Raw genomic sequence first — 17,917 nt, forward strand, 5'->3', positions numbered from 1 at the left:
CTCAGTCAAGCTCTTCAAGCCGGGTGTCGAAGCTGAAGGTGACGGGCCGGGTTTCGGATGAGGGGCCGCCACTGACTTGCCCGGTGAGCGTGCCCTTCAAGGCGACAATCCCGTCGCCCGGCGTGAATTCCTCCAGGGTCAGTGTCAGGCTGTCCTGATCGCCGGTCCAATTCCGTCCCATGTCGCGCGCAAAGGTGATCGTCAGCGCCATTTCGCCGGGCGCGGGCAATTCGCCATTGATCGTCAGTTCCAGATTGACCGGCCCCTGATCGCCCTCCATCTGTGAGGCAAGCAAGGAGGCATCGGCATAGTTGCCGATGATCGTCGCGCCGGACAATTCGGGGGCAACAGTCAGCTCCAGCGGCTGATCGCCAAAACTGCCGGTAACCAGCCCTCCAGGCTCGTCGGCCAGCGCCGGCAGCGCCAGAAGACAGGCCAGAACAGGTATGCCCGCTCTTCGCATGGTCGAGAAGATGGTCAAGCGTAGATCCTCCTGCTGTTTGATTCCGAGTTTAGTTCTGCTCAAGACTGGCCGCCCCGTTCGTTTGAACGGGGAACATGTAGTCTCCTGTGATAGAGTTCAGTCCGGAACCTGGTTTTCATTTTGGGTTGTGGTGATGAGCTTGCGGTATCACATCGTTCAGACCGCGTTGATGACGGCACTTGTGTTCATGGCCGTACCAGCGGCTGCCGAGGACGTCCTGCTGACCCTGACCGGCGCGGTCACGGACGGCAGAGTGGAGATGACGCGCGCGGATTTCGATACGATGGACTGGCATGAGTTTTCGACATCGACCAGCGTCACAGATGGCAGGCCGGAGTTCCGCGGTGTGCTGATGCGAGACGTCCTCGCCCATGCCGGAGCCGAGGGAAGTAGTGTGCGCGCGACAGCGTTGAACGACTATGTCGTCGATATACCTGTCGAGGATTTTCACCGGTTTGATGTTCTAGCCGCGCTTTACATGGATGACGTGCCTCTGACCCCGCGTGACAAGGGTCCAGTCTGGATCGTCTATCCGCGCGACAATCACGGCGTTCTGGCCGATATACGGTATGACATGCGATGGGTCTGGCAGCTTGTCGCGCTGCATGTGCAATGACCGGCACAGGCGGGCGGGCCCGCTATCTGTGGCTTGGTGGGCTGGTGGCGATCTGCCTGGGCCTGTTGGCGCTGGCTGCGTGGCAGCTTGTGGTGCTGGAACGCCAGATGCGCATTGCCGCAACCGAGAACATGATCTGGGTCTTTGGCCAGACGCAGATCGAGGCCTTGAACCTTGCGCTGGCGCTCTCGGATGAGGCAGCGCCACAACAGATCCAGACCCGTTTTGATATATTGGTTTCGCGGCTGACGCTGTTGGAAGATGGGCCGCAACGTCGCTTTCTCGAGAATGCGGGAGTGTCCGAAACACTTGCACGCTGGCGCAGTGGGCTTCTGGCGCTTGACCCCGCGCAAGGTGCCGATCCGGCCGCGCTGCGGGCACATGTCACGGCGCTGGTCGCTGCACTAAGGACCAAGGCGAGTCTGGTGATGTCCCATGAATGGCAGAGTCAGGCCACGCGCCTGGACAGCCTGAGGCACCTGCATTTGCTTGCGCTGATGTCAGTGCTGGGGGCTGCTGTAGCGGGATTGGGGCTGGTGGCAATCCTGATCGATCGTGAGAGGCGGCTGATGAGCGGACAGCTGGACCACCTGCGGGCTGAGAAGCTCGCCAGCGATCTGGAACGCGAACGCGAAACCTCCGAGAACCACCGCCGGTTCGCCGACCTGATTGCCCATCAGTTCCGCACGCCGCTAGCCGTAATCGACAGCGCGATGCACCGCCTGACGCGGCGCAGCGGCGGCCCGGTTCCACCAGAACTGATCTCGGAAAAGGCGGCGGTGTCCCGTGAGGCGGTCGCGCGGCTCGTGAAGTTGACAGATACCGCATTGATGATGTCCCGGCTGGAACGCGATGCGGTTCTTCCTAGCCTGCGCGCCCATGACCTAAACGATCTTGTATCTTCAGTCATTGATGACCTGACGGCGACGGCGTGGGACCGCGACCCGGCCCGTATTCGGCAGTCGGTGCAAACAGAACCAACTGTCGCGCTGTGCGATCCGATGCTGACCGCCGAAATCCTGTCCAACCTCCTGCGCAATGCGCTCTTGTATTCTCCGCCCGATTGCCGCGTCGATGTGAGTGTTTTTCAGTCGCGGGACTGCATCGTCTGTCGGATCGAGGACAGAGGGAGGGGTATGTCGCCCGAAGAGATTGAGTGTGCTTTTGACAGGTTCTACCGAGGCAGCGGGCACGAGACTTTGCCCGGCTCCGGATTGGGGCTGACGCTTGCGCGCCATCTGGCCCGAATGCAGCGTGGCGAGGTGACCTTGATGCAGCGTGACGGAGGGGGCCTGACAGTCGCGCTTTACCTGCCGAGGGAGGCCTCCGCATGACCGCGCCACTGATCCTGTGTGTCGAGGATGAGCCATCCTTGCGCGATGACATCGCCTTCGAGTTGCAGGAGGCCGGCTATATTGTGAGCGCCGTCGGAGATGCGCGCGAGGCGCTGGCCTGTCTGGAAAGGCAGCGCCCCGATCTGATCCTCTGTGACATCCTGATGCCCGGCATGGACGGCAAGAGGTTCATGTCCTATTTGCGTCAGACGAGACCCGATCTTGATGACGTGCCCTTTGTCTTTCTGACTGCCCTGTCCTCACGCCAGCAGGTAATCGATGGGCGCATGGCGGGGGCCGACGATTATGTGACCAAGCCCATTGATTACGACCTGCTTCGTGCAATCGTCGAAGCGCGCCTGAACCGGATGCAAAGGTTGCGCGCAATGCCGGGAGACCGGTCCGGCCTGGCCGCCCTGGACCGCCTGGCTCTTGGCGTGGTGCTGCTCGATGCTAATGGCGGCGTGGTCCATGCCAATCCACTCGCCCAAAGCTTGTCGGGCGCAGCCGGCATCTCGCTGAGTGGACGTATTACCGCCAGCGGCGTAGATGGCCGGAAGCTGTCGGCGTTGATTGCGGGATTAGCTCCGGGTGGCGGGATGGCCCCGACGGGGTTGCGGTTGGACGATGGGGGCCAGCTCATGGTTATCGGGATGTCGCTTCCAGCGCACTCGCACCATGATGAGGCGGTTACCATGCTGATACTGAGCGGCACAGACAGCAAGCCCCCTATTGACACTGCGACCCTTGGCCAGTTGTTCGGCCTGACGCCGATGGAAGCCCAGGTTGCGTGTTTGCTGGCTGAAGGGCTGCGCCGCAGCCAGGTCGCAGACCGGTTGGCGATCTCGGGCACGACCGTCGCATTCCATCTTCGAAATATCTTCTCCAAGACCGGCGTGCAAAGGCAGGCGGAACTGGTGGCATTGATTCTGTCGGTTCCATTGGCGCAGCGCTGCGATATGTAAGGTCTTCGCGCCGTCCACCATCGGTCACACTTGATCCTGCGGAGGTTGCGGCTTGTTGCGTGCGTCTGCTGAATGCTCCGCTTCGAACGCGCACTTTCCCTTTCCGGCCCATAACTTTCGCGCCTGTTCGCTCTGCTCGCTGCTAAGCTTTTCGGCCACCCAGATCAGCGCACCGTAGATCATGGCGCGGTCGTCGCCGGTCAGGTCCACGACCCTGGCCTTGACGACGAGGCCGCCGAGTTCCATCAGGTGTCGTGTGCGCTTGCGGCACTCGACCTGCCATGTCCGCATGCCATGCCGCGCCCGTTGCGTCTGGTGCCGGTTGCGTGCCGCCCGGTTGCGTTTGAGCGCCGCCGTTGTCACGGTCAGACGTTGATGCAGATCGGCGCGATTTCCCGCGAAAGAACGCTTGCCAGCGCTTGGCCCACGACTCCTTCTTTGCAGCATCGGTGATCTCCGTCAGAGAGACCAACGCACCGGCCAGTTCCTCTGGCGAGAGGCTGTCGGCTCCGGTGGCGATGACCAGGTCGCCGAGTTGCTGCACCTTGCGGACTTTTAGTTCCCGCGCCTTATCCTACAGTGCCTTCAGTTCTGTGTTATTGTCTCTTGGTTTGGCGTTGTGCAAAGTTTCCGGGTCAAGGGGTTTGGGGCCGCCGGATCGGATGACCGGCCAGATCATCGGCAGATAGATCGCCGCGAGGGCCATGAAGGCGGTGGCAGCAGGTTCGAACCTGGAATGCACCACCATCAGCGCGGCGCCGCCGATGACAATGGCGACGGCGAACGCGGCCACTATGCAGGTGGCGAGCCATTCGCCTCGGCCTGGTCCGGTTTGGATAACGGCGTCGGGGTTGGCTTTCTTCAGTCGCCGCGCCAGGGTGAAGGTCAGGCCCCGGAAGGTCGCATCGCGCCTTTGGAGCCGACCCCAGTATCGGCGCTCTTCCTTCGTCCAGCGCGGCCAGTAGATGTCCGAGAGCTTGTGGACCCGGCCCGTTTGCTCGACCAGCACGCAGCGCGCCGCCCCGGTTCCCTCGGGCAGGTTGAGGCGCATGGAGTCAATATCCGCGAGCCGGACTTGGCCGGGATGATCGCTGATGCGCCAGTGGAGAACCGAGCCGTCCAGCCAGTAGGCCCGCCGCCAGTGAAACGGACCGGGGCGGAAGACATGGCCATGCTGGCTCTGTTCGCGGGCGTTGGTCATCGCGCCAATCCCCCCGTTTACGGCAGGAACCGGGTGGCGATCAGATCGGAGCAGAATTCCGATGTCGGCCCGGCCAGGGGCGTGCCGGTGATCTGCCACAACCCGTCGTCGCGCCGGTTCAACTGGCCACGGAAGTTGGCTGAGCCGTACCCCTCGGGCTCGAGCAGCCACTCTTCGCGCTGGAACTGGAGATAGCCGGCAGTGTTGGCGCCGCGCGGCTCTGTCAGGAGAAACCCTGAGATCGTGAAACTGCCCGCAACGTCCGCAAGCTCGCCATTCGCTCCGGCGAGCACCGGAACGAATCCCAAGGTGCCGGTGAGGCGCAGTTCGGATCGGCCCTCGATTTCGCTCATTTCGATATCGAGCACAACGCCATGCTCTCCGTCCTGGCACATATAGCTGCCGGCATAGAGACCGGCGATCCCTTCGCCATCGGCGGGGATTTCGGCGAAGGCCGGCGCGGCCAGCGTGGGGAACAGGATAAGGGGCAGGATGGTGGGTCTGATTTTCATGGGGCATTTCTCCTATGATTCGAGCGGTTCCAGGCCGTATCGCGCATCGCAGGCCCGAGCGTCGGCGACGAGGGCGGCGGGGTTTTCCTCGCCCGTCTGAATCCGTTGCCCGCGCGCCTGCACGCGCGGCAGCACGTCCTCACGAATGCCGGCTTCGGTCGCCGTCGGCGTTTCCCTGGCATAGGCCTGCGCGGCATGCCGCACACGCGGTGTCGTCTCGGACTGGAGATCGGGGCGGAGTGCGCCCAATGTCCAGTAATGCGCGACACACTGGAGGTGATCGGTGGCGCCGAAGTAAAACACGGGCCAGAACCCATGCTCCCGGTCGCAGGTGCTGATCCGGTGGCCGTAAGGGGGTGTGGCGCTCGCGGGGGGCGCTTGCGTATTGTGCAAGACCGCGCCTTGGGGAAAGCCGGCCTCGGCGCTTCCGGGGTTGGGAAAGCGGGGGCGTCCGGAAATGCCGAGCACCTGGATATCGAAGGCAAGATCGCTCTCGCCGGACCTCTCCTTCAACGCCTCCCTTCGTTCACCGAAATCGATTTGACGGGCATTGCTGAACGCCCAGAACGCGCCGGCGTCCCGCCACCGCGCGTCCTCTTCCGCAAATCCGTACAAAGAGTTCAATCTTAGGGCCATTTGTTGCTGCGATTTCTTAGCCTTGTCGAGCGTGTCATAGAGCGCCGCGCAGCCATGGAGATCAGGGGCAAATTCCTCAGCCTGGGCTGATTTCGACGTACCGGGCGCAAGCGCCATCAGCATCGCGGCGCAAGCTGCCGTCCACCCTCCTCTCATCGCATTCGCTCCTTTCCTTCGCCGATTGTCTGATCATCCGTTGCGGCAGAATCGGCGAGGCGGAAGGTCGGCGCACCCCCCTGTTCAGGGGGGTATCAATCCCGCCAGGGTGTCGGCGTCGGGGGAAGATCGTAGCGGGCGTCGCAGGCGTGAATGTCGGCAAGGAGGGCGTCGGTTTCGCGCGACACATCTTCGTCGGAATCCGCGTCTGCAAGTCGTGCCCCCCGCGCCTGCATTCGCACGCGGGTCTCGGCTTCCATTTCGCCGCTGGTCAGTGGCATGGGCACGGGCGAGGGAAAGGGCAGATCGCGGAAATATGCCTGCCGGGTATGGGCCATGCGATCTTCGGCCCAATCGGCGAAGTTCGGTGCCGCCATCCTGAGCAGGGCATAGAGGCCGAGGCAGTCGAGGTGGGCCTCGGCGCGTTCGAGTGCCTTTGCCGGCCCGGCCGAAACGCCGATGGACACTGCCAGGATCACCTTGAAAGCCTCCATGCTCATCCCGGTGCGCCTACTGTCCGCTATTCTGAGCGAAGCCGTATTTCATTTCGCAGCGGGCCAGCGTTGCCTGCATCAGATCGGATGATTCCTGCCCCTGCTGGATGCGTTGACCGCGCGCCTGCCCGTCGACCATCACTTGCTGTTCGACCTGCTGTCGCTGCGTGCCGGGGTTAGCCTCCAGGTGGCGGGCGATAGCGAAGCGCGCGCGGTGGAGCGCCATGCCCTGCTGCGCCGAATTGAACGCGCCGAGCAGCCAATAAGCGACAGCGCAGTCGAAATCGCTGAGCACGGGTGCAAGCGCGATCACTGGCGCAAAGCCGAACGTCCGGTCGCAGTCGGCGAGGCGCGAAACGGCGCTTTCCTGCAGGTCTGTATCCCCGGAATCGATATCCGCCTGGAGAGGGAGCTCCGGGAGAAGCGTGATATCCCGCATGCGTCCGAGCTGCAGGTAGCTGGCCTGCCCCCTTGCAAAATTGTTGAGGTCTTCAGCAAAGGTGGATGATCCGGTCGAAATGGCAGGCGCCAGTTCGTGCGTCCAGATCAATTGCCACGCCCGATCCCGCAAATCGATGGCCTCGTATCCGGCAATGATCCGGCTCGCGTTGGTGGAATGATTCACCTGTAAGTAGCGCACGGCACAGCGCCCAGCTTCCTCTCTGGTTTCATCCGCGCGCGCTTCCTGCGGCATTACGGCGAAGGCCGCCGCTGTCAGCATCGCGGCAAAAACCATCATCACTTTCCGTTTCATCGCGGTTCCCCACTTTCATGCCCACCACATGGCGCGCCTACTGTCCACCGGCAGCGGCGAAACTGTAGTGCGCCTCACAGACATCAATGTCGTTGGTCAGCGCCTCGGCCGACTCCAGACCTTGCCGAATCCGCTCGCCGCGTGTTCTTGCTAGCGCGTTTACCTGCGGGCCAAGACTGCCGGGGTCCAGTTCGGGGTTGGCGGTATGGTGAAGCCGGAGCGCATATTGCGCGCGCTCCATTGCGCTTGCGCTCTGAGCCTGATTACTATCACGCCGGATCATGGAAACTAGACGATAAGCAACCGCACAATCGAAATCGGCGATTGGAGGTATGCTGGGACTCGAATCGATCATTTCGGTGATTGGGCTGAATCCGAACGTTCGATCACATTCGGCCAGAGCCTCCACATGCTGCTCGACTGGCGGCATGAAATTCAAACCTTCCAACCCCCAATATTCTACCAGATTGCTAGGATTTAGGCGACCTACCATCGCCGATTGCCGTTTCCGGAAAATGGGATTTGCCACAGCATGCTCTCCATATCGGAGGGCCTCTCCATATCGGAGGGCACAGCTTAGTGCGAGTTGGGCATCGTTCGACCGGTCCTCGTTTTTTTCTGCGTGGACATCTACCGGCGACGCAATTGCCAGCACGGCAAGTATCGCACAAAAACCAGAGATCCATTTCCGCATCATCGGCACTCCCTTTCTTCCCTGCGGAAAGGATTACGCCCGCGCGCGCGTGACGGCACCCCCCTGTTCAGGGGGGTCACGAGGCCGGGGGCGTTCCATAGGGTGCGTGCAACAGGCGGATAGAGGCGCGCGGCGCCACCGCCGGATCTTCGCACAACGAGGAGATGCGCCCCCTTGTCGGCCCGCCTTACGCCCAATGTTCTGCTTTCCGCCGCTGTCGCGCTCAGCGTCGTCCTGGCGGCGATCATGCTGGGCGTTGCAATGGATCAGCGCTGGCTGGGCCTTGGCGTTACCCCTCAAACCGAACTCGATCTCGCCTGGATCGATCGCGTCGATCCGAATGGTCCTTCGCAAGCGATTGCACCGTCCAGCGTTCTGGTCGCGATAACGGGCCGGGATGGCGAGCGGATCGAGATCGGGCCGGAAGACCTCATCGAGGAACCGGACGCACTTGCGAGCTACGAGGCGATGCGAGCCTTTTTTGCCCGGCAGGAGGTGATCGCCGAAGCACTGGGCATGAAGCCGGTGGTGATCGAGACGGAACATCTGTCGATCCCGCGACGGGATGAAGTGCTGCCCCCCGGCCAGCGCCCGGTCGCCTCTTTGCCGCCTGCCTTCTGGATGCAGATCGGCGTGGGGCTGGCGGGCTTCTGGATCGGGGCGTGGATATGGGCGCTGAGGCGCGGCGAATGGGCGACACGCTTCCTGCTGCTCGCGGGGGCGGGCCTGATGATTTCGGCCTTTCCAGCCGCCGTCTATTCCACACGGGAACTGGCGCTTCCGGGCGCGCTGTTCCGGGTCCTCACTACATTCAACCATATTGGGGCGCTCACATTCGGCGTGGGCATGATCGGACTGTTTCTGGTCTATCCCCGAAGGCTGGTATCAGCCCGCTGGCTCGCGCTGCCCGCCATTGTTCTCGGCGCGTGGCAGGCCGTGGATATCCTGCAACTGGCGGACGGGCCGGGCCTGGGTTTCCATCTGGCGGTCGTGTCGGCCATGCTCGCCATCGTCGTTCTGGTCGCCATCCAGTTCAGGGTCACGCGCGGGCATCCGCGCGACCGCGCGGCGCTCGCCTGGCTCGGACTGGCGGTGATCGTCGGCGCGGGCGCCTTCGTCGCCACGGTCATAGCGCCTCATGCACTGGGCATCGGCGCCTTCGTCTCGCAGGGCGAAGCGTTCCTGTTCTTCCTTCTGGTCTATGTCGGCGTCGCGCTCGGGGTCGCCCGGTATCGGCTGTTCCAGCTCGACGAATGGGCCTTCCGCATTCTCTTTTATGTTGTCGGCGTGCTTCTGCTTCTCGCGCTCGATGCCATCCTGATCGTCACCATCGTCGATGAACGCGCACCGGCCTTCGCGCTGTCGCTGCTGATCGTGGCTCTGGCCTGGCTGCCCCTGCGCGACATGCTGGCCCGAATCGTGCTGCGCCGCGCGGAACCGTCGCGCGGAAACCTGTTCCGTCAGGTGATGGACGTGGCGCTCACCCCGCCGGGCCGCGACCAGCAGGCGCGCTGGCGCGTGCTTCTGGAAGATGCCTTTCGTCCGCTCTCGATTACAGCCGCTACGGATGTGCAAGACCCTGCGCTGATCGATGACGGTCTGGCGCTTGCCGTGCCGGGCGCCGGCGGTCTGCCGGACTATCGGCTGGATTATGCGGACGGAGGACGAAAGCTGTTCTCGCTGCGCGATGCGGATTTGGCGGTCGAACTCACCACCATGCTCGCCAATGCGCTGGAAAGCCGGGAAGCCTATGAAAAGGGCGTCGCCGAGGAGCGTGAGCGTATCGCGCGCGACATCCACGACAATATCGGAGTGCAACTGATGGGCGCGCTGCACAGCCGGGGGCTGGCGCGCAAGGACATGATGATCCGCGAGACGCTGACGGACTTGCGCGACATCATCAACAACGCCTCCAATCCCGACCTCTCCTTTGACGAGATGCTGGCCGATCTGCGCTCGCAGATCTCCGAACATCTGTTCGCCGCCGGCGTGAAGATGAAATGGGAGGTGGAGAATGCCGGACCCGCGATCCTGCCGCTGGCTGCAGCGCATACGGTGCGCTCGGTCGTCCGAGAGGCTGTCCAGAATGCACTCAAGCATGGACAGCCAAGATCGATCCGCGTCGCCGTTCGTCTCGATGAAGACGCCATAGCCTTGACCGTGGCCGACAATGGCAGCGGTTTCGATCCCGGCAGCGTCCAGGCCGGCAACGGGCTTGCCAACATGCAGGCGCGAGTGACAAGTCTGGGTGGCCGGTTCAACGTCGCAAGCGGGACAGAGGGCACCCGTATCGAGGCGCAGTTCCCCGTTGATATTGTACGGATTACACAATGACGAAAATACTCATCGTCGAGGACTTGAGCGAAACCCGCCGCTGGCTGAGCGAGATCGTCAGCGCGGCTTTCGAGGAGTCCGAGATTCACGAAGCAGCGAGCATGCGCGCCGGCATCGCGCAGGCGGCGGCGCGCGACTACGACGTCGCGCTGATCGATCTCGGCCTGCCGGACGGGTCCGGCCTCGACGTATTGCGCAATCTGCGTCTCCTGCGCCCCCAGACTGTCTGTGTCGTCACAACGGTAATGGGCGACGACGCCTCGATCGTGGGCGCGCTTTCGGCAGGCGCGCAGGGTTATCTGCTCAAGGAGCAGCCCCAGGATCTGCTGGTCCGGCAGCTCAAGCAGATGGCCGAGGGCATCCCCGCTCTCTCACCCTCGGTCGCGCGCCGGATCATGGAGCATTTCAAGAGAACTGGTCCGGCCGCGCCTGAAGACGACCTGACGGGACGCGAGCGCGAGGTGCTTGGCCTGATCGGCCGGGGCCTGCGCAATGGCGAGGTGGCCGAGACGTTGGGGATTTCGGAAAACACGGTGGCGGGCTACATCAAGGACATCTACCGCAAGCTTGGTATTTCCTCGCGCGCCGAAGCCTCCTGGCATGCGGCAAGGCTGGGCCTCGGCGAAGCGCCCGCCGCCAACAAGAAGAGCAAGTAACGTCCTGCTCCGGATTCTGTAATTCTCTGCCGGTCTTGGTATAAGAAGAATGGGGAATTCGGAGGGGGCTTTTCTGTATGCGGCTCAACGCGGCGCCATCGCTGCTTCTGGCACTCGCCGCGCTGGTCGCGGCGTTCATTGCGTTCGGCGCCATTTACGCCGCGCTCTCCCAGCCCTGGACGGGTCTCGCGCTTGGCGTTCAGGGGGAGCGTGTGGTCGCCACTTCGGCGAGAGGCCCCGCAGCCGGCCCTGCCGCGGGGCGTGGAGGTAGAGAGCCTGTCGGGCGGAGGCCAGGACGTTCGCCTCGAGCCGCTCGACCTCGCGCCCGAACCGGACGGGGCGATGGGCGACTACGCAACATATCGCCGTTTCCTCGACCGACAGGAGATGCTGGCGCAGATCCTGCGTGCCGGGACCGTTGAGGTGCAGCTTGCGAGCGGCACGAGCGTCACCGTCATACCCGAAGCCCGACGCCCTGTCGGTTCTCTTCCGGCTGCCTTCTGGGTGCAACTGGCGGTGGGCCTGATCGCCTGGGCCATCTCGGCAAGCGTCTTTGCGTTCCGCAGACACGACCGCGCCGCGCCCTATCTGCTCTTGTCGGGCGCCGCCACGCTTGCCTTCGCGCCATTTGCGGGCGTCTATTCCGCGCGGGAGCTGGCTTTGCCCGCGACGCTCTTCCAGTGGCTCAACGATCTCAACTTCCTGGGCGGCAGCCTGTTTGCGGCGAGCTTCGTTGCACTGCTTCTCAATTATCCGCGGCGGATCGGACCGGCCTGGCTCGGTCCTGCCATTGTGGCGGTATATGTGGTCTGGTTCGTGGCTCAGCAGGTGGGCCTGTTCGAGTCGATGACTTTTGCGCGCCGTTTCCTCGTGATGATCGGGGTGTTCGCGACCTTCGCGCTTGCGGGCTGGCACTGGTTCACGTCGCGTCGCGAGCCGGCCACGCGCGCCGCGCTGCAATGGTTCCTGTTGTCCTGGGTGGTGGGAACGGGGCTGTTCGCCCTGTTCATCCTGCTGCCGCAGATGTTCGGTGTCGACACCTCCGGCTTGCAGGGTTTTGCATTCCTCTTGTTCCTGCTCGTTTACGGCGGGCTCGCCTTCGGCATCCTGCGCTACCGCTTGTTCGATCTCGACCGTTGGTGGACGGGTGCGGTGCTGTGGATGCTGGCCGCGCTTGCGCTCATCGGGCTCGATTTCCTGTTTCTCTTCGTGCTGCACCTGTCTTCGGAAGTTTCCCTGGCGCTGGCGCTCCTCATTTGCGGCGTGCTCTGGCTGCCCTTGCGGGGATTGATCTGGAGCCGTCTATTTGGCCGGCGCGAGAAGAGCGCCAAGGCTGCGCGGTTTCGTCAGGTGACGGATGTGGCGCTGGCGCCGCCCGGAGCTGACAGGCAGGCACGCTGGCAGGAACTGCTACGCGGCGTTTTTGACCCCCTCGGCGTGGAAGCCCACACCGTGGACGGCGCCGTCGCTCTCGATGAGGAAGGGCTTGCCCTGCTTGTTCCCGGCACAGACGGACTTTCAGGTGTACGCCTTTCCTATGCTGGTGGCGGGCGGCGCTTGTTCGGGCCGCGCGATATCGAGCTTGCAGGCGAACTTCTGGAGATGCTGGCCGGGGCCGCGGAGAGCCGGAAATCGTACGAGACGGGCGTGATGGCCGAACGCGGGCGTATTGCTCGCGATATCCATGACAATATCGGCGCGCAGCTCATGACGGCGCTTCACAGCCCGGCGCCTGACCGCAAGGACATGGTGATCCGTGAGACTCTTCAGGGGCTGCGGGGCATCATCGACGATAGCGCGGCGGAAGCTGCCAACTGGCCGGAAGCGCTCGCCGACTTGCGTCAGGAGACTGCCGAGCGTCTACACGCGGCGGGCCTCGACTTCGACTGGCGCGTCGATGAAGCCATGTCGCTTCCGCTCGAGGCGCAAATCCTGCACACGCTGCGTTCGATCCTGCGCGAGGCCGTGACGAACACGCTGCGCCATGCCGATGCGACCACTATGAATATCTGTGTTACGGAGCGGGACGGCCAGCTCGTGCTTGACATAAGGGATAATGGCAAGGGGCTCCACGGCGGCGCGCAAAGGGACGGCAACGGGCTTGCCAATATGCGCGCGCGGGTGGAGGCGCTCTCAGGCCGGTTCGTCGTTGCCGGCGCCGGACCGGGTCTTCGTCTCGACGTCGCAATTCCGCTCGAGCCGAGCTAGCTGTTCGGAGACCGCTTGTATTCGGGCGGGCCATGCCAGGGGCGGACAATTCCTGCGAATTCAGCTTCCGTTGTCAGGTGCCGAAGGAGACCGTACGTCTTTCGCCGCTGACGCGCCGGACTGCCGCCGTGCCTTGGCGAAGCCGCGATCGGTTGCGATGAATCGTTCCAGCATTGGCACGATGAGCTTGAGGGGATCGGCGACGGGCTGGCCGGACTCGCGGGCCAGCACTTCGGCATAGGCGACGAGATCACGGTGAAGCGGCCCCGGCAGCTCCACGGTGGTTTTCACCGGCTTGTCCTCGATGATGGGACCGAGTTTCAGTTTCACCATGATCAACCTCCAGCCGGCTCGAATACAAGGTCGCGGGTGACGATTATCCTGACCGGGAAGCCGGGCCGAATGGTCAATGTTGGTGCGACCTGCATCTGGCGCTGGATGATCTGCTGGCCGGCCTGATTGATGGTGTCCTGCGCCCCGTCGCGGATGGCGCGGATCAGCCGGTCCTCGTCATCGGTGGAAAGTTCGGCGCCGACGCCAAGCAAGGTCGAAAGTCCGGCCGCCTTCATCAGATCCCACCAGTGATAGTCGACGCCATCCTCGAGCCCGGCATAGCCGGAAGCGTCCGCGCCCGGTAGGCGTCCCAGCACGATGGAGCGACCGTCCGGCAGGATCAGGCGGTTCCACACAAGCAACACGCGGCGCTGGCCGAAGGTCACGCCGTCATCATACTGGCCGATGATCCTCGTCCCCTGCGGAATCAGGAGCAGCAAGCCGGTCGGGCTGTCATAGACGTTCTCCGTGACCTGGGCAGTGATCTGGCCGGGAAGGTCGGAGCGGATGCCGGTGATGAGCGCGGCCGGGATCACGGACCCGGCCTGAAGGATGTAGGGCGATGCCGGCGGCGTGACGCGATCGGGGGCAACGATCTGCCGGTCCACCGGCCCGTTGAGGAATGCCGTGTGCCGGTCCTGCGTGGCAATCTGGTCGAGCTGACCGGTCAGGTCGAGGCCGGCGAGGTTCGTGCCGGTTCCGGGCGCGGCGCTCGTGCCCGGTGCGGCCTGGAAGAAGACGCGGCTCAATCGGGCGGCCTCTTCCTCGGCCAGGCGGCGTTCCTCTTCCGGATCGACGGCAGGCGCGGTGATGGCGGGCACCGCAACCGGCTGCCCGCGTGTCTGCGCATCGAGGATGGGGCGACCGAGGTCGCCGGGCAGCGCCGGGCCCAGGACCGGGCCGGTATAGTCGGATGGTAGGCCGGACAGGCCGTCCGCCGTCGGCCGGTTCTCGGTCGAATAGAGTTCTTCCCCTCCCGGTCCCGCATCGCGGGTCTGGAGCGCGTAGATCAGCGCGCCGCCGATGCCAAGCAGCGCGACGGCGCCGACGCCGGCGAGCATCTTTCGTGACAGGCGGGTGACGTGCGGCGGTTCGGCACGCAGCCGCATGGTGGCCGCGGCGTCAGTGGTGGTGCTGGTATCTGTCATGGCGACGATCCTTCTGTGGCGCTGGCAGGACGTGCCCCGGCCGCCTGCCTTTGCTCAATGCGCACGATCCTGACCACCTGCTGCCGGTCGCCACTGCCAAGGCGCAGCTCTGCGGCGCCGAACAGGCGGTCGACGATCAGGATATTCTGGTGGATGCGGCTGTTGACGATCTGCGGCTCGCCGTCCGCGCCAAGCACGAAGATCGGCGGCATCTCGCCCTGCACGATGCCGCGCGGGAAGACGACATAGACGCGGCGGCCGTCGTCGAAGACGGAGATGGGCCGCCAGGGCGGGCTGTCGCCCTGCAGACCGTAGCGATAATTGCGCGCCGCCTCGGCCGGGATGACGGGAGCGGCCGGAATGGTCTGGCGCTGGCCGGCAGGCGGCGCGGGATAGGCCCAGGCCACGGCGGGCATGTAGAGCGTTTCCCGCGCGCGCAGCTCGATCATGTAGATGCGGCGGTCGGTGGTGATGACGAGGTTGGTCGAGATGTTCGGGCGGGTCGGCTTCACCAGCACATGCACACGGCGAGTCGTTCCCGAACCGCTTGTCGTATCGCCGATGATCCAGCGGGCGGTGTCGCCGGCCGCGATCGGTCCCGCGCCGGTCAGGCTCTCTCCCGGCTCCAGCGCAATCGTCGTGATCTGCCCGACGGCGGCATAGACCTGATAGAGCGCGCCTTCCGACCAGGGATAGATCTGGATGGCGTTGTAATAGCCTTCACGACGCGGCTCGACGCGGGCGGCGGCGTTGGCGTTCTCGACGCGGCCTGCCGGCGTGCTCGCGGCGGTTCCGCCCCGCGCGACGGTCCAGGCCGGCGGCGTATGCAGCGGCCGCGGCCGTTCGTCGGTTGCGGTCGTCTGCACCACGGGCAGCGGGGGCACGTCGGCATCATAGCTGAACTGCGGCGTGCGGTTCGTGGCGCAGGCGCTCAGTGCGGTTGCAGAAAGCAGCAGAACCAGAAGACCGGATTTACGGAAAGCCGCAGAACCGGGTTCGAGCTTCGTCATGCGGGTCATTGGCTCATTTCCCGCGACCAGGAGATCGCATTGACATAGATGCCGAGGGGATTGGCGCGCAGGCGCTCTGCTGTGCGCGGCGTCTGGATCACGATGGTCAGGATCGCGGTCCAGCGCTCGGTGGTGGAAAGCTGGCCGTTCTCGTAATGGCGCTCGGTCCATGCCACGCGGAAACTGTCGGGCGAGGCCCGGATGACGCTCGACACCTCTACGGCTACAGCCAAGCGGCCGACACGGGTGAACGGGTCGTTGGCGCGGGCATAGTCGTTTAGCGCCGCCGCGCCGCGGTCCGTCGTGAACTCATAGGCGCGCAGCCAGTTCTGGCGGACGATGATGGCGTCAGCCGGGATCGCGCGGACCTGCTCGATGAAGCGGCCGAGATGGAAGGCGATCTGCGGATCGGTGGGCCGATAGTCTGCCGTGGCCGGCGCGACCGCCTGCGCCTGGCCAAGATTGTCGACCTGTACCACCCAGGGCACGATCGTGCCGCGCGCCGATTGCCAGACAAGAGCGGCGGCGAAACCAGCCGACAGGATCAGCGAGCCGAAGGCCATGTAGCGCCAGTTTTTCGCCTGCACGCGGGCCGAGCCGATGCGCTCGTCCCAGGCTTGTGCTGCCTTCTGATAAGGCGTTTCGGGTTCGGGCGATTTGCCATAGTGCGTGGCGGGTCGTTTGAAGAGGTTCATGAGCGGTCACTTTCGGACAGATTGACGGAGGAACCGGTGCCGTGGCCGTCGCCGGAGCGCACCGCATGGGCGGCCATGGTGGTGCCGTGATTGAGAGCCTGCCGGCGCTGCATGCGTTGCGCCCATGCGGGCGGGCCACTGACAGGAACGGAAGATGATGCGGCCGCAGCTTCCCGCGCACCGCCGATTGTGCCCATGGATGATGTCCCGCCTCCTGCGGCAAAGCCCGCGCGGGCGCCCTCGGCGAAGCTGGACTTGACGGATGCGCCAGCGCGGGTCGCAGCGCGTTTGAGGGGTGAGACGGCTGCCGACCCAGCCGCGCGGGCAACACCGCCGAACCCAGAGGCGACACCGGCAGCGCCGGTCTGGCCGAGCGAACCGACGCTGTAAGCCGCACTCGCCGCCCCTGCCGCAGTCGCACCGCCCCGGACAGCGGCAGCGCCACCTGACAGCGCGGCGGCACCGCCCTTCGCGCCCAGCATGGCCGCGCCGCCCGCGGCAGCGCCACCGGCAAGCATCATGCCGCCGGCGACCAGACCGGTGCCCACGGCCGAACCTGCGCTGAGCTGCGGCCCGCCCGAGACAATCCCTGAGGCGATGCCGGGACCGAAGATGCCGAGGCCCAGCAGCGACAGCGCCGCCAGCACGATGGCCATAGCGTCGTCGATGGTGGGCGTCGCCCCGCCGAAACCGGCCGTGAACTGGCTGAACAAGGTGCTGCCGATGCCGATGATGACGGCCAGCACCAGGACCTTGATGCCGGAGGACACCACATTGCCCAGCACGCGCTCGGCCATGAAGGCGGTCTTGCCGAACAGGCCGAAGGGGATGAGCACGAAACCGGCAAGCGTCGTCAGCTTGAACTCGATCAGGGTGACGAAGAGCTGCACGGCGAGAATGAAGAAGGCGAGCAGCACCAGCGCCCAGGCGAAAAGCAGGCAGGCGATCTGGATGAAGTTCTCGAAGAAGGACCAGTAGCCCATCAGGTCGGAGATGGAATCGAGCAGCGGACGGCCGGCGTCGAGCCCGGTCTGGGCCACGCGGCCGGGGCGCATGAGATCGGAGGCGGAAAAGCCGGTGCCCGAAGCCATCAGGCCGAGGCCGGCGAACGAGTCGAAAACGATCCTCGCCAGATTGTTCCAGTTGCCGATGATATAGGCGAAGACACCAACGAACAGGGTTTTCTTCACCAGCCTTGCGATGATGTCGTCATCGGCGCCCCAGGCCCAGAACAGCGCGGCCAGCGTCACGTCGATGACGATCAGGGTGGTGGCGATGAACGCCACCTCGCCGCCGAGCAGGCCGAAGCCGCTGTCGATGTAGGAGGTGAAGACCCCGAGGAAATTATCGATGACGCCCGTGCCGCCCATCGGTCATTCCCCGGTGCCGGATTGCGGGACGGCAGGCGCTGGCGCAGGTGCGCGACCCAGGAAACGGTCGCGGCTTTCGGCCCAGGCGGCACGGCAATCGGCGTTGCGGGTCGCGGCCTCGCCGAGTTGCTGGCACCGGCGCAGCGTCGCCCGCAAGGGATCGGCCGGAGGCTGGAGCGCCGGTGCCGTCCTGGCCGGCGCGGGCTCGTCCTTATGGGTCATCTCGACCACGGTGACCGTGATCGCGATGGCAACGAAGACGATCGCGCCGATCCGTGCGAGGGTCTTTCCCTCCATCGCTTCCCCCTTTCCGGCCG

Annotated in this window: 20 protein-coding genes and 1 pseudogene; 6 read left to right on the forward strand and 15 right to left on the reverse strand. The window is 64.5% G+C overall.

Annotated elements, in window-relative coordinates:
• Window position 1 precedes the first annotated feature (1 nt).
• Window positions 2–481: a hypothetical protein gene (locus AB2N04_RS14185; protein ID WP_011749575.1), complete on the reverse strand. Its 480-nt coding sequence runs from the start codon at window positions 479–481 to the stop codon at window positions 2–4.
• A 136-nt stretch (window positions 482–617) separates the two neighbouring features.
• Between AB2N04_RS14185 and AB2N04_RS14190 the strand changes: the two genes are divergently transcribed.
• Genes AB2N04_RS14190 through AB2N04_RS14200 form a run of 3 tightly spaced genes read left to right on the forward strand, consistent with a single transcriptional unit; the run spans window position 618 to window position 3,399 of the window.
• Window positions 618–1,100 (forward strand): molybdopterin-dependent oxidoreductase, encoded by a 483-nt coding sequence (locus AB2N04_RS14190; protein ID WP_083539298.1) that lies wholly within the window; start codon window positions 618–620, stop codon window positions 1,098–1,100.
• Entirely contained in the window at window positions 1,097–2,434 is a 1,338-nt protein-coding gene (locus AB2N04_RS14195) for a sensor histidine kinase (RefSeq protein WP_367715060.1), read from the forward strand. The genes AB2N04_RS14190 and AB2N04_RS14195 overlap by 4 nt, the downstream gene beginning before the upstream one ends.
• Complete coding sequence (locus AB2N04_RS14200; RefSeq protein WP_367715061.1) at window positions 2,431–3,399, forward strand: response regulator; 969 nt, start codon at window positions 2,431–2,433, stop codon at window positions 3,397–3,399. The genes AB2N04_RS14195 and AB2N04_RS14200 overlap by 4 nt, the downstream gene beginning before the upstream one ends.
• Window positions 3,400–3,423: 24 nt before the next feature.
• Here AB2N04_RS14200 and AB2N04_RS14205 read toward each other — a convergent pair whose 3' ends face one another.
• The 8 genes and pseudogenes from AB2N04_RS14205 to AB2N04_RS14240 all read right to left on the reverse strand — a co-directional run bounded on the left by AB2N04_RS14205 (window position 3,424) and on the right by AB2N04_RS14240 (window position 7,681).
• A complete protein-coding gene (locus AB2N04_RS14205; RefSeq protein ID WP_367715062.1) occupies window positions 3,424–3,690 on the reverse strand; it encodes a conjugal transfer protein TraD in 267 nt (88 codons plus the stop codon).
• A 163-nt stretch (window positions 3,691–3,853) separates the two neighbouring features.
• Window positions 3,854–3,943 (reverse strand): annotated as a pseudogene (locus AB2N04_RS14210) (conjugal transfer protein TraD); the annotation flags it as partial.
• Between the two features lie 30 nt (window positions 3,944–3,973).
• A complete protein-coding gene (locus AB2N04_RS14215) occupies window positions 3,974–4,600 on the reverse strand; it encodes a hypothetical protein (protein ID WP_367715063.1) in 627 nt (208 codons plus the stop codon).
• Window positions 4,601–4,617: 17 nt separating this feature from the next.
• Window positions 4,618–5,112: a hypothetical protein gene (locus AB2N04_RS14220; RefSeq protein ID WP_367715064.1), complete on the reverse strand. Its 495-nt coding sequence runs from the start codon at window positions 5,110–5,112 to the stop codon at window positions 4,618–4,620.
• Window positions 5,113–5,124: 12 nt separating this feature from the next.
• Window positions 5,125–5,871 (reverse strand): hypothetical protein, encoded by a 747-nt coding sequence (locus AB2N04_RS14225; protein WP_367715065.1) that lies wholly within the window; start codon window positions 5,869–5,871, stop codon window positions 5,125–5,127.
• Between the two features lie 128 nt (window positions 5,872–5,999).
• The gene (locus AB2N04_RS14230; protein ID WP_367715066.1) at window positions 6,000–6,404 is read right to left on the reverse strand and encodes a hypothetical protein; all 405 of its coding nucleotides are present in this window, start codon (window positions 6,402–6,404) and stop codon (window positions 6,000–6,002) included.
• A 10-nt stretch (window positions 6,405–6,414) separates the two neighbouring features.
• Window positions 6,415–7,137 (reverse strand): hypothetical protein, encoded by a 723-nt coding sequence (locus tag AB2N04_RS14235; protein WP_367715067.1) that lies wholly within the window; start codon window positions 7,135–7,137, stop codon window positions 6,415–6,417.
• A 52-nt stretch (window positions 7,138–7,189) separates the two neighbouring features.
• Window positions 7,190–7,681, reverse strand: a complete 492-nt coding sequence (locus tag AB2N04_RS14240; protein WP_367715068.1) for a hypothetical protein — start codon at window positions 7,679–7,681, stop codon at window positions 7,190–7,192.
• Window positions 7,682–8,020: 339 nt separating this feature from the next.
• Between AB2N04_RS14240 and AB2N04_RS14245 the strand changes: the two genes are divergently transcribed.
• The 3 genes from AB2N04_RS14245 to AB2N04_RS14255 all read left to right on the forward strand — a co-directional run bounded on the left by AB2N04_RS14245 (window position 8,021) and on the right by AB2N04_RS14255 (window position 13,044).
• Window positions 8,021–10,180: an ATP-binding protein gene (locus AB2N04_RS14245; protein ID WP_367715069.1), complete on the forward strand. Its 2,160-nt coding sequence runs from the start codon at window positions 8,021–8,023 to the stop codon at window positions 10,178–10,180.
• On the forward strand, window positions 10,177–10,836 hold the full coding sequence (locus AB2N04_RS14250; RefSeq protein ID WP_367715070.1) for a response regulator: 660 nt from the start codon (window positions 10,177–10,179) through the stop codon (window positions 10,834–10,836). The genes AB2N04_RS14245 and AB2N04_RS14250 overlap by 4 nt, the downstream gene beginning before the upstream one ends.
• Before the next feature lie 210 nt (window positions 10,837–11,046).
• Window positions 11,047–13,044 carry an ATP-binding protein gene (locus AB2N04_RS14255; RefSeq protein ID WP_367715071.1) on the forward strand — a complete coding sequence of 666 codons (1,998 nt, stop codon included), beginning with the start codon at window positions 11,047–11,049 and terminating at the stop codon, window positions 13,042–13,044.
• A gap of 60 nt (window positions 13,045–13,104) precedes the next feature.
• Here AB2N04_RS14255 and AB2N04_RS14260 read toward each other — a convergent pair whose 3' ends face one another.
• Genes AB2N04_RS14260 through trbK-alt form a run of 6 tightly spaced genes read right to left on the reverse strand, consistent with a single transcriptional unit; the run spans window position 13,105 to window position 17,897 of the window.
• Window positions 13,105–13,377 (reverse strand): DUF2274 domain-containing protein, encoded by a 273-nt coding sequence (locus tag AB2N04_RS14260; RefSeq protein ID WP_324222582.1) that lies wholly within the window; start codon window positions 13,375–13,377, stop codon window positions 13,105–13,107.
• Window positions 13,378–13,379: 2 nt separating this feature from the next.
• Window positions 13,380–14,525, reverse strand: a complete 1,146-nt coding sequence (locus AB2N04_RS14265; protein WP_324222583.1) for a TrbI/VirB10 family protein — start codon at window positions 14,523–14,525, stop codon at window positions 13,380–13,382.
• Window positions 14,522–15,535 carry a P-type conjugative transfer protein TrbG gene (gene trbG, locus AB2N04_RS14270; RefSeq protein WP_324222587.1) on the reverse strand — a complete coding sequence of 338 codons (1,014 nt, stop codon included), beginning with the start codon at window positions 15,533–15,535 and terminating at the stop codon, window positions 14,522–14,524. Before trbG ends, AB2N04_RS14265 begins: the two co-directional genes overlap by 4 nt.
• 5 nt (window positions 15,536–15,540) lie before the next feature.
• Window positions 15,541–16,230, reverse strand: a complete 690-nt coding sequence (trbF, locus tag AB2N04_RS14275) for a conjugal transfer protein TrbF (protein WP_367715072.1) — start codon at window positions 16,228–16,230, stop codon at window positions 15,541–15,543.
• Complete coding sequence (gene trbL / locus AB2N04_RS14280; protein WP_324222585.1) at window positions 16,227–17,600, reverse strand: P-type conjugative transfer protein TrbL; 1,374 nt, start codon at window positions 17,598–17,600, stop codon at window positions 16,227–16,229. Before trbL ends, trbF begins: the two co-directional genes overlap by 4 nt.
• 3 nt (window positions 17,601–17,603) lie before the next feature.
• Window positions 17,604–17,897 (reverse strand): putative entry exclusion protein TrbK-alt, encoded by a 294-nt coding sequence (gene trbK-alt / locus AB2N04_RS14285; protein WP_367715073.1) that lies wholly within the window; start codon window positions 17,895–17,897, stop codon window positions 17,604–17,606.
• Window positions 17,898–17,917 lie beyond the last annotated feature (20 nt).

This window comes from Nitratireductor sp. GISD-1A_MAKvit (genome assembly GCF_040819555.1).
Classification (GTDB): Bacteria; Pseudomonadota; Alphaproteobacteria; order Rhizobiales; family Rhizobiaceae; genus Nitratireductor.

Coding starts and splice junctions, on each gene's coding strand:
- AB2N04_RS14190 (WP_083539298.1), top strand. CDS start 618: ATGAGCTTGCGGTATCACATCGTTCAGACCGCGTTGATGACGGCACTT.
- AB2N04_RS14195 (WP_367715060.1), top strand. CDS start 1,097: ATGACCGGCACAGGCGGGCGGGCCCGCTATCTGTGGCTTGGTGGGCTG.
- AB2N04_RS14200 (WP_367715061.1), top strand. CDS start 2,431: ATGACCGCGCCACTGATCCTGTGTGTCGAGGATGAGCCATCCTTGCGC.
- AB2N04_RS14205 (WP_367715062.1), bottom strand. CDS start 3,690: ATGCGGACATGGCAGGTCGAGTGCCGCAAGCGCACACGACACCTGATG.
- AB2N04_RS14215 (WP_367715063.1), bottom strand. CDS start 4,600: ATGACCAACGCCCGCGAACAGAGCCAGCATGGCCATGTCTTCCGCCCC.
- AB2N04_RS14220 (WP_367715064.1), bottom strand. CDS start 5,112: ATGAAAATCAGACCCACCATCCTGCCCCTTATCCTGTTCCCCACGCTG.
- AB2N04_RS14225 (WP_367715065.1), bottom strand. CDS start 5,871: ATGCTGATGGCGCTTGCGCCCGGTACGTCGAAATCAGCCCAGGCTGAG.
- AB2N04_RS14230 (WP_367715066.1), bottom strand. CDS start 6,404: ATGAGCATGGAGGCTTTCAAGGTGATCCTGGCAGTGTCCATCGGCGTT.
- AB2N04_RS14235 (WP_367715067.1), bottom strand. CDS start 7,137: ATGATGGTTTTTGCCGCGATGCTGACAGCGGCGGCCTTCGCCGTAATG.
- AB2N04_RS14250 (WP_367715070.1), top strand. CDS start 10,177: ATGACGAAAATACTCATCGTCGAGGACTTGAGCGAAACCCGCCGCTGG.
- AB2N04_RS14260 (WP_324222582.1), bottom strand. CDS start 13,377: ATGGTGAAACTGAAACTCGGTCCCATCATCGAGGACAAGCCGGTGAAA.
- AB2N04_RS14265 (WP_324222583.1), bottom strand. CDS start 14,525: ATGACAGATACCAGCACCACCACTGACGCCGCGGCCACCATGCGGCTG.
- trbG (WP_324222587.1), bottom strand. CDS start 15,535: ATGACGAAGCTCGAACCCGGTTCTGCGGCTTTCCGTAAATCCGGTCTT.
- trbF (WP_367715072.1), bottom strand. CDS start 16,230: ATGAACCTCTTCAAACGACCCGCCACGCACTATGGCAAATCGCCCGAA.
- trbL (WP_324222585.1), bottom strand. CDS start 17,600: ATGGGCGGCACGGGCGTCATCGATAATTTCCTCGGGGTCTTCACCTCC.
- trbK-alt (WP_367715073.1), bottom strand. CDS start 17,897: ATGGAGGGAAAGACCCTCGCACGGATCGGCGCGATCGTCTTCGTTGCC.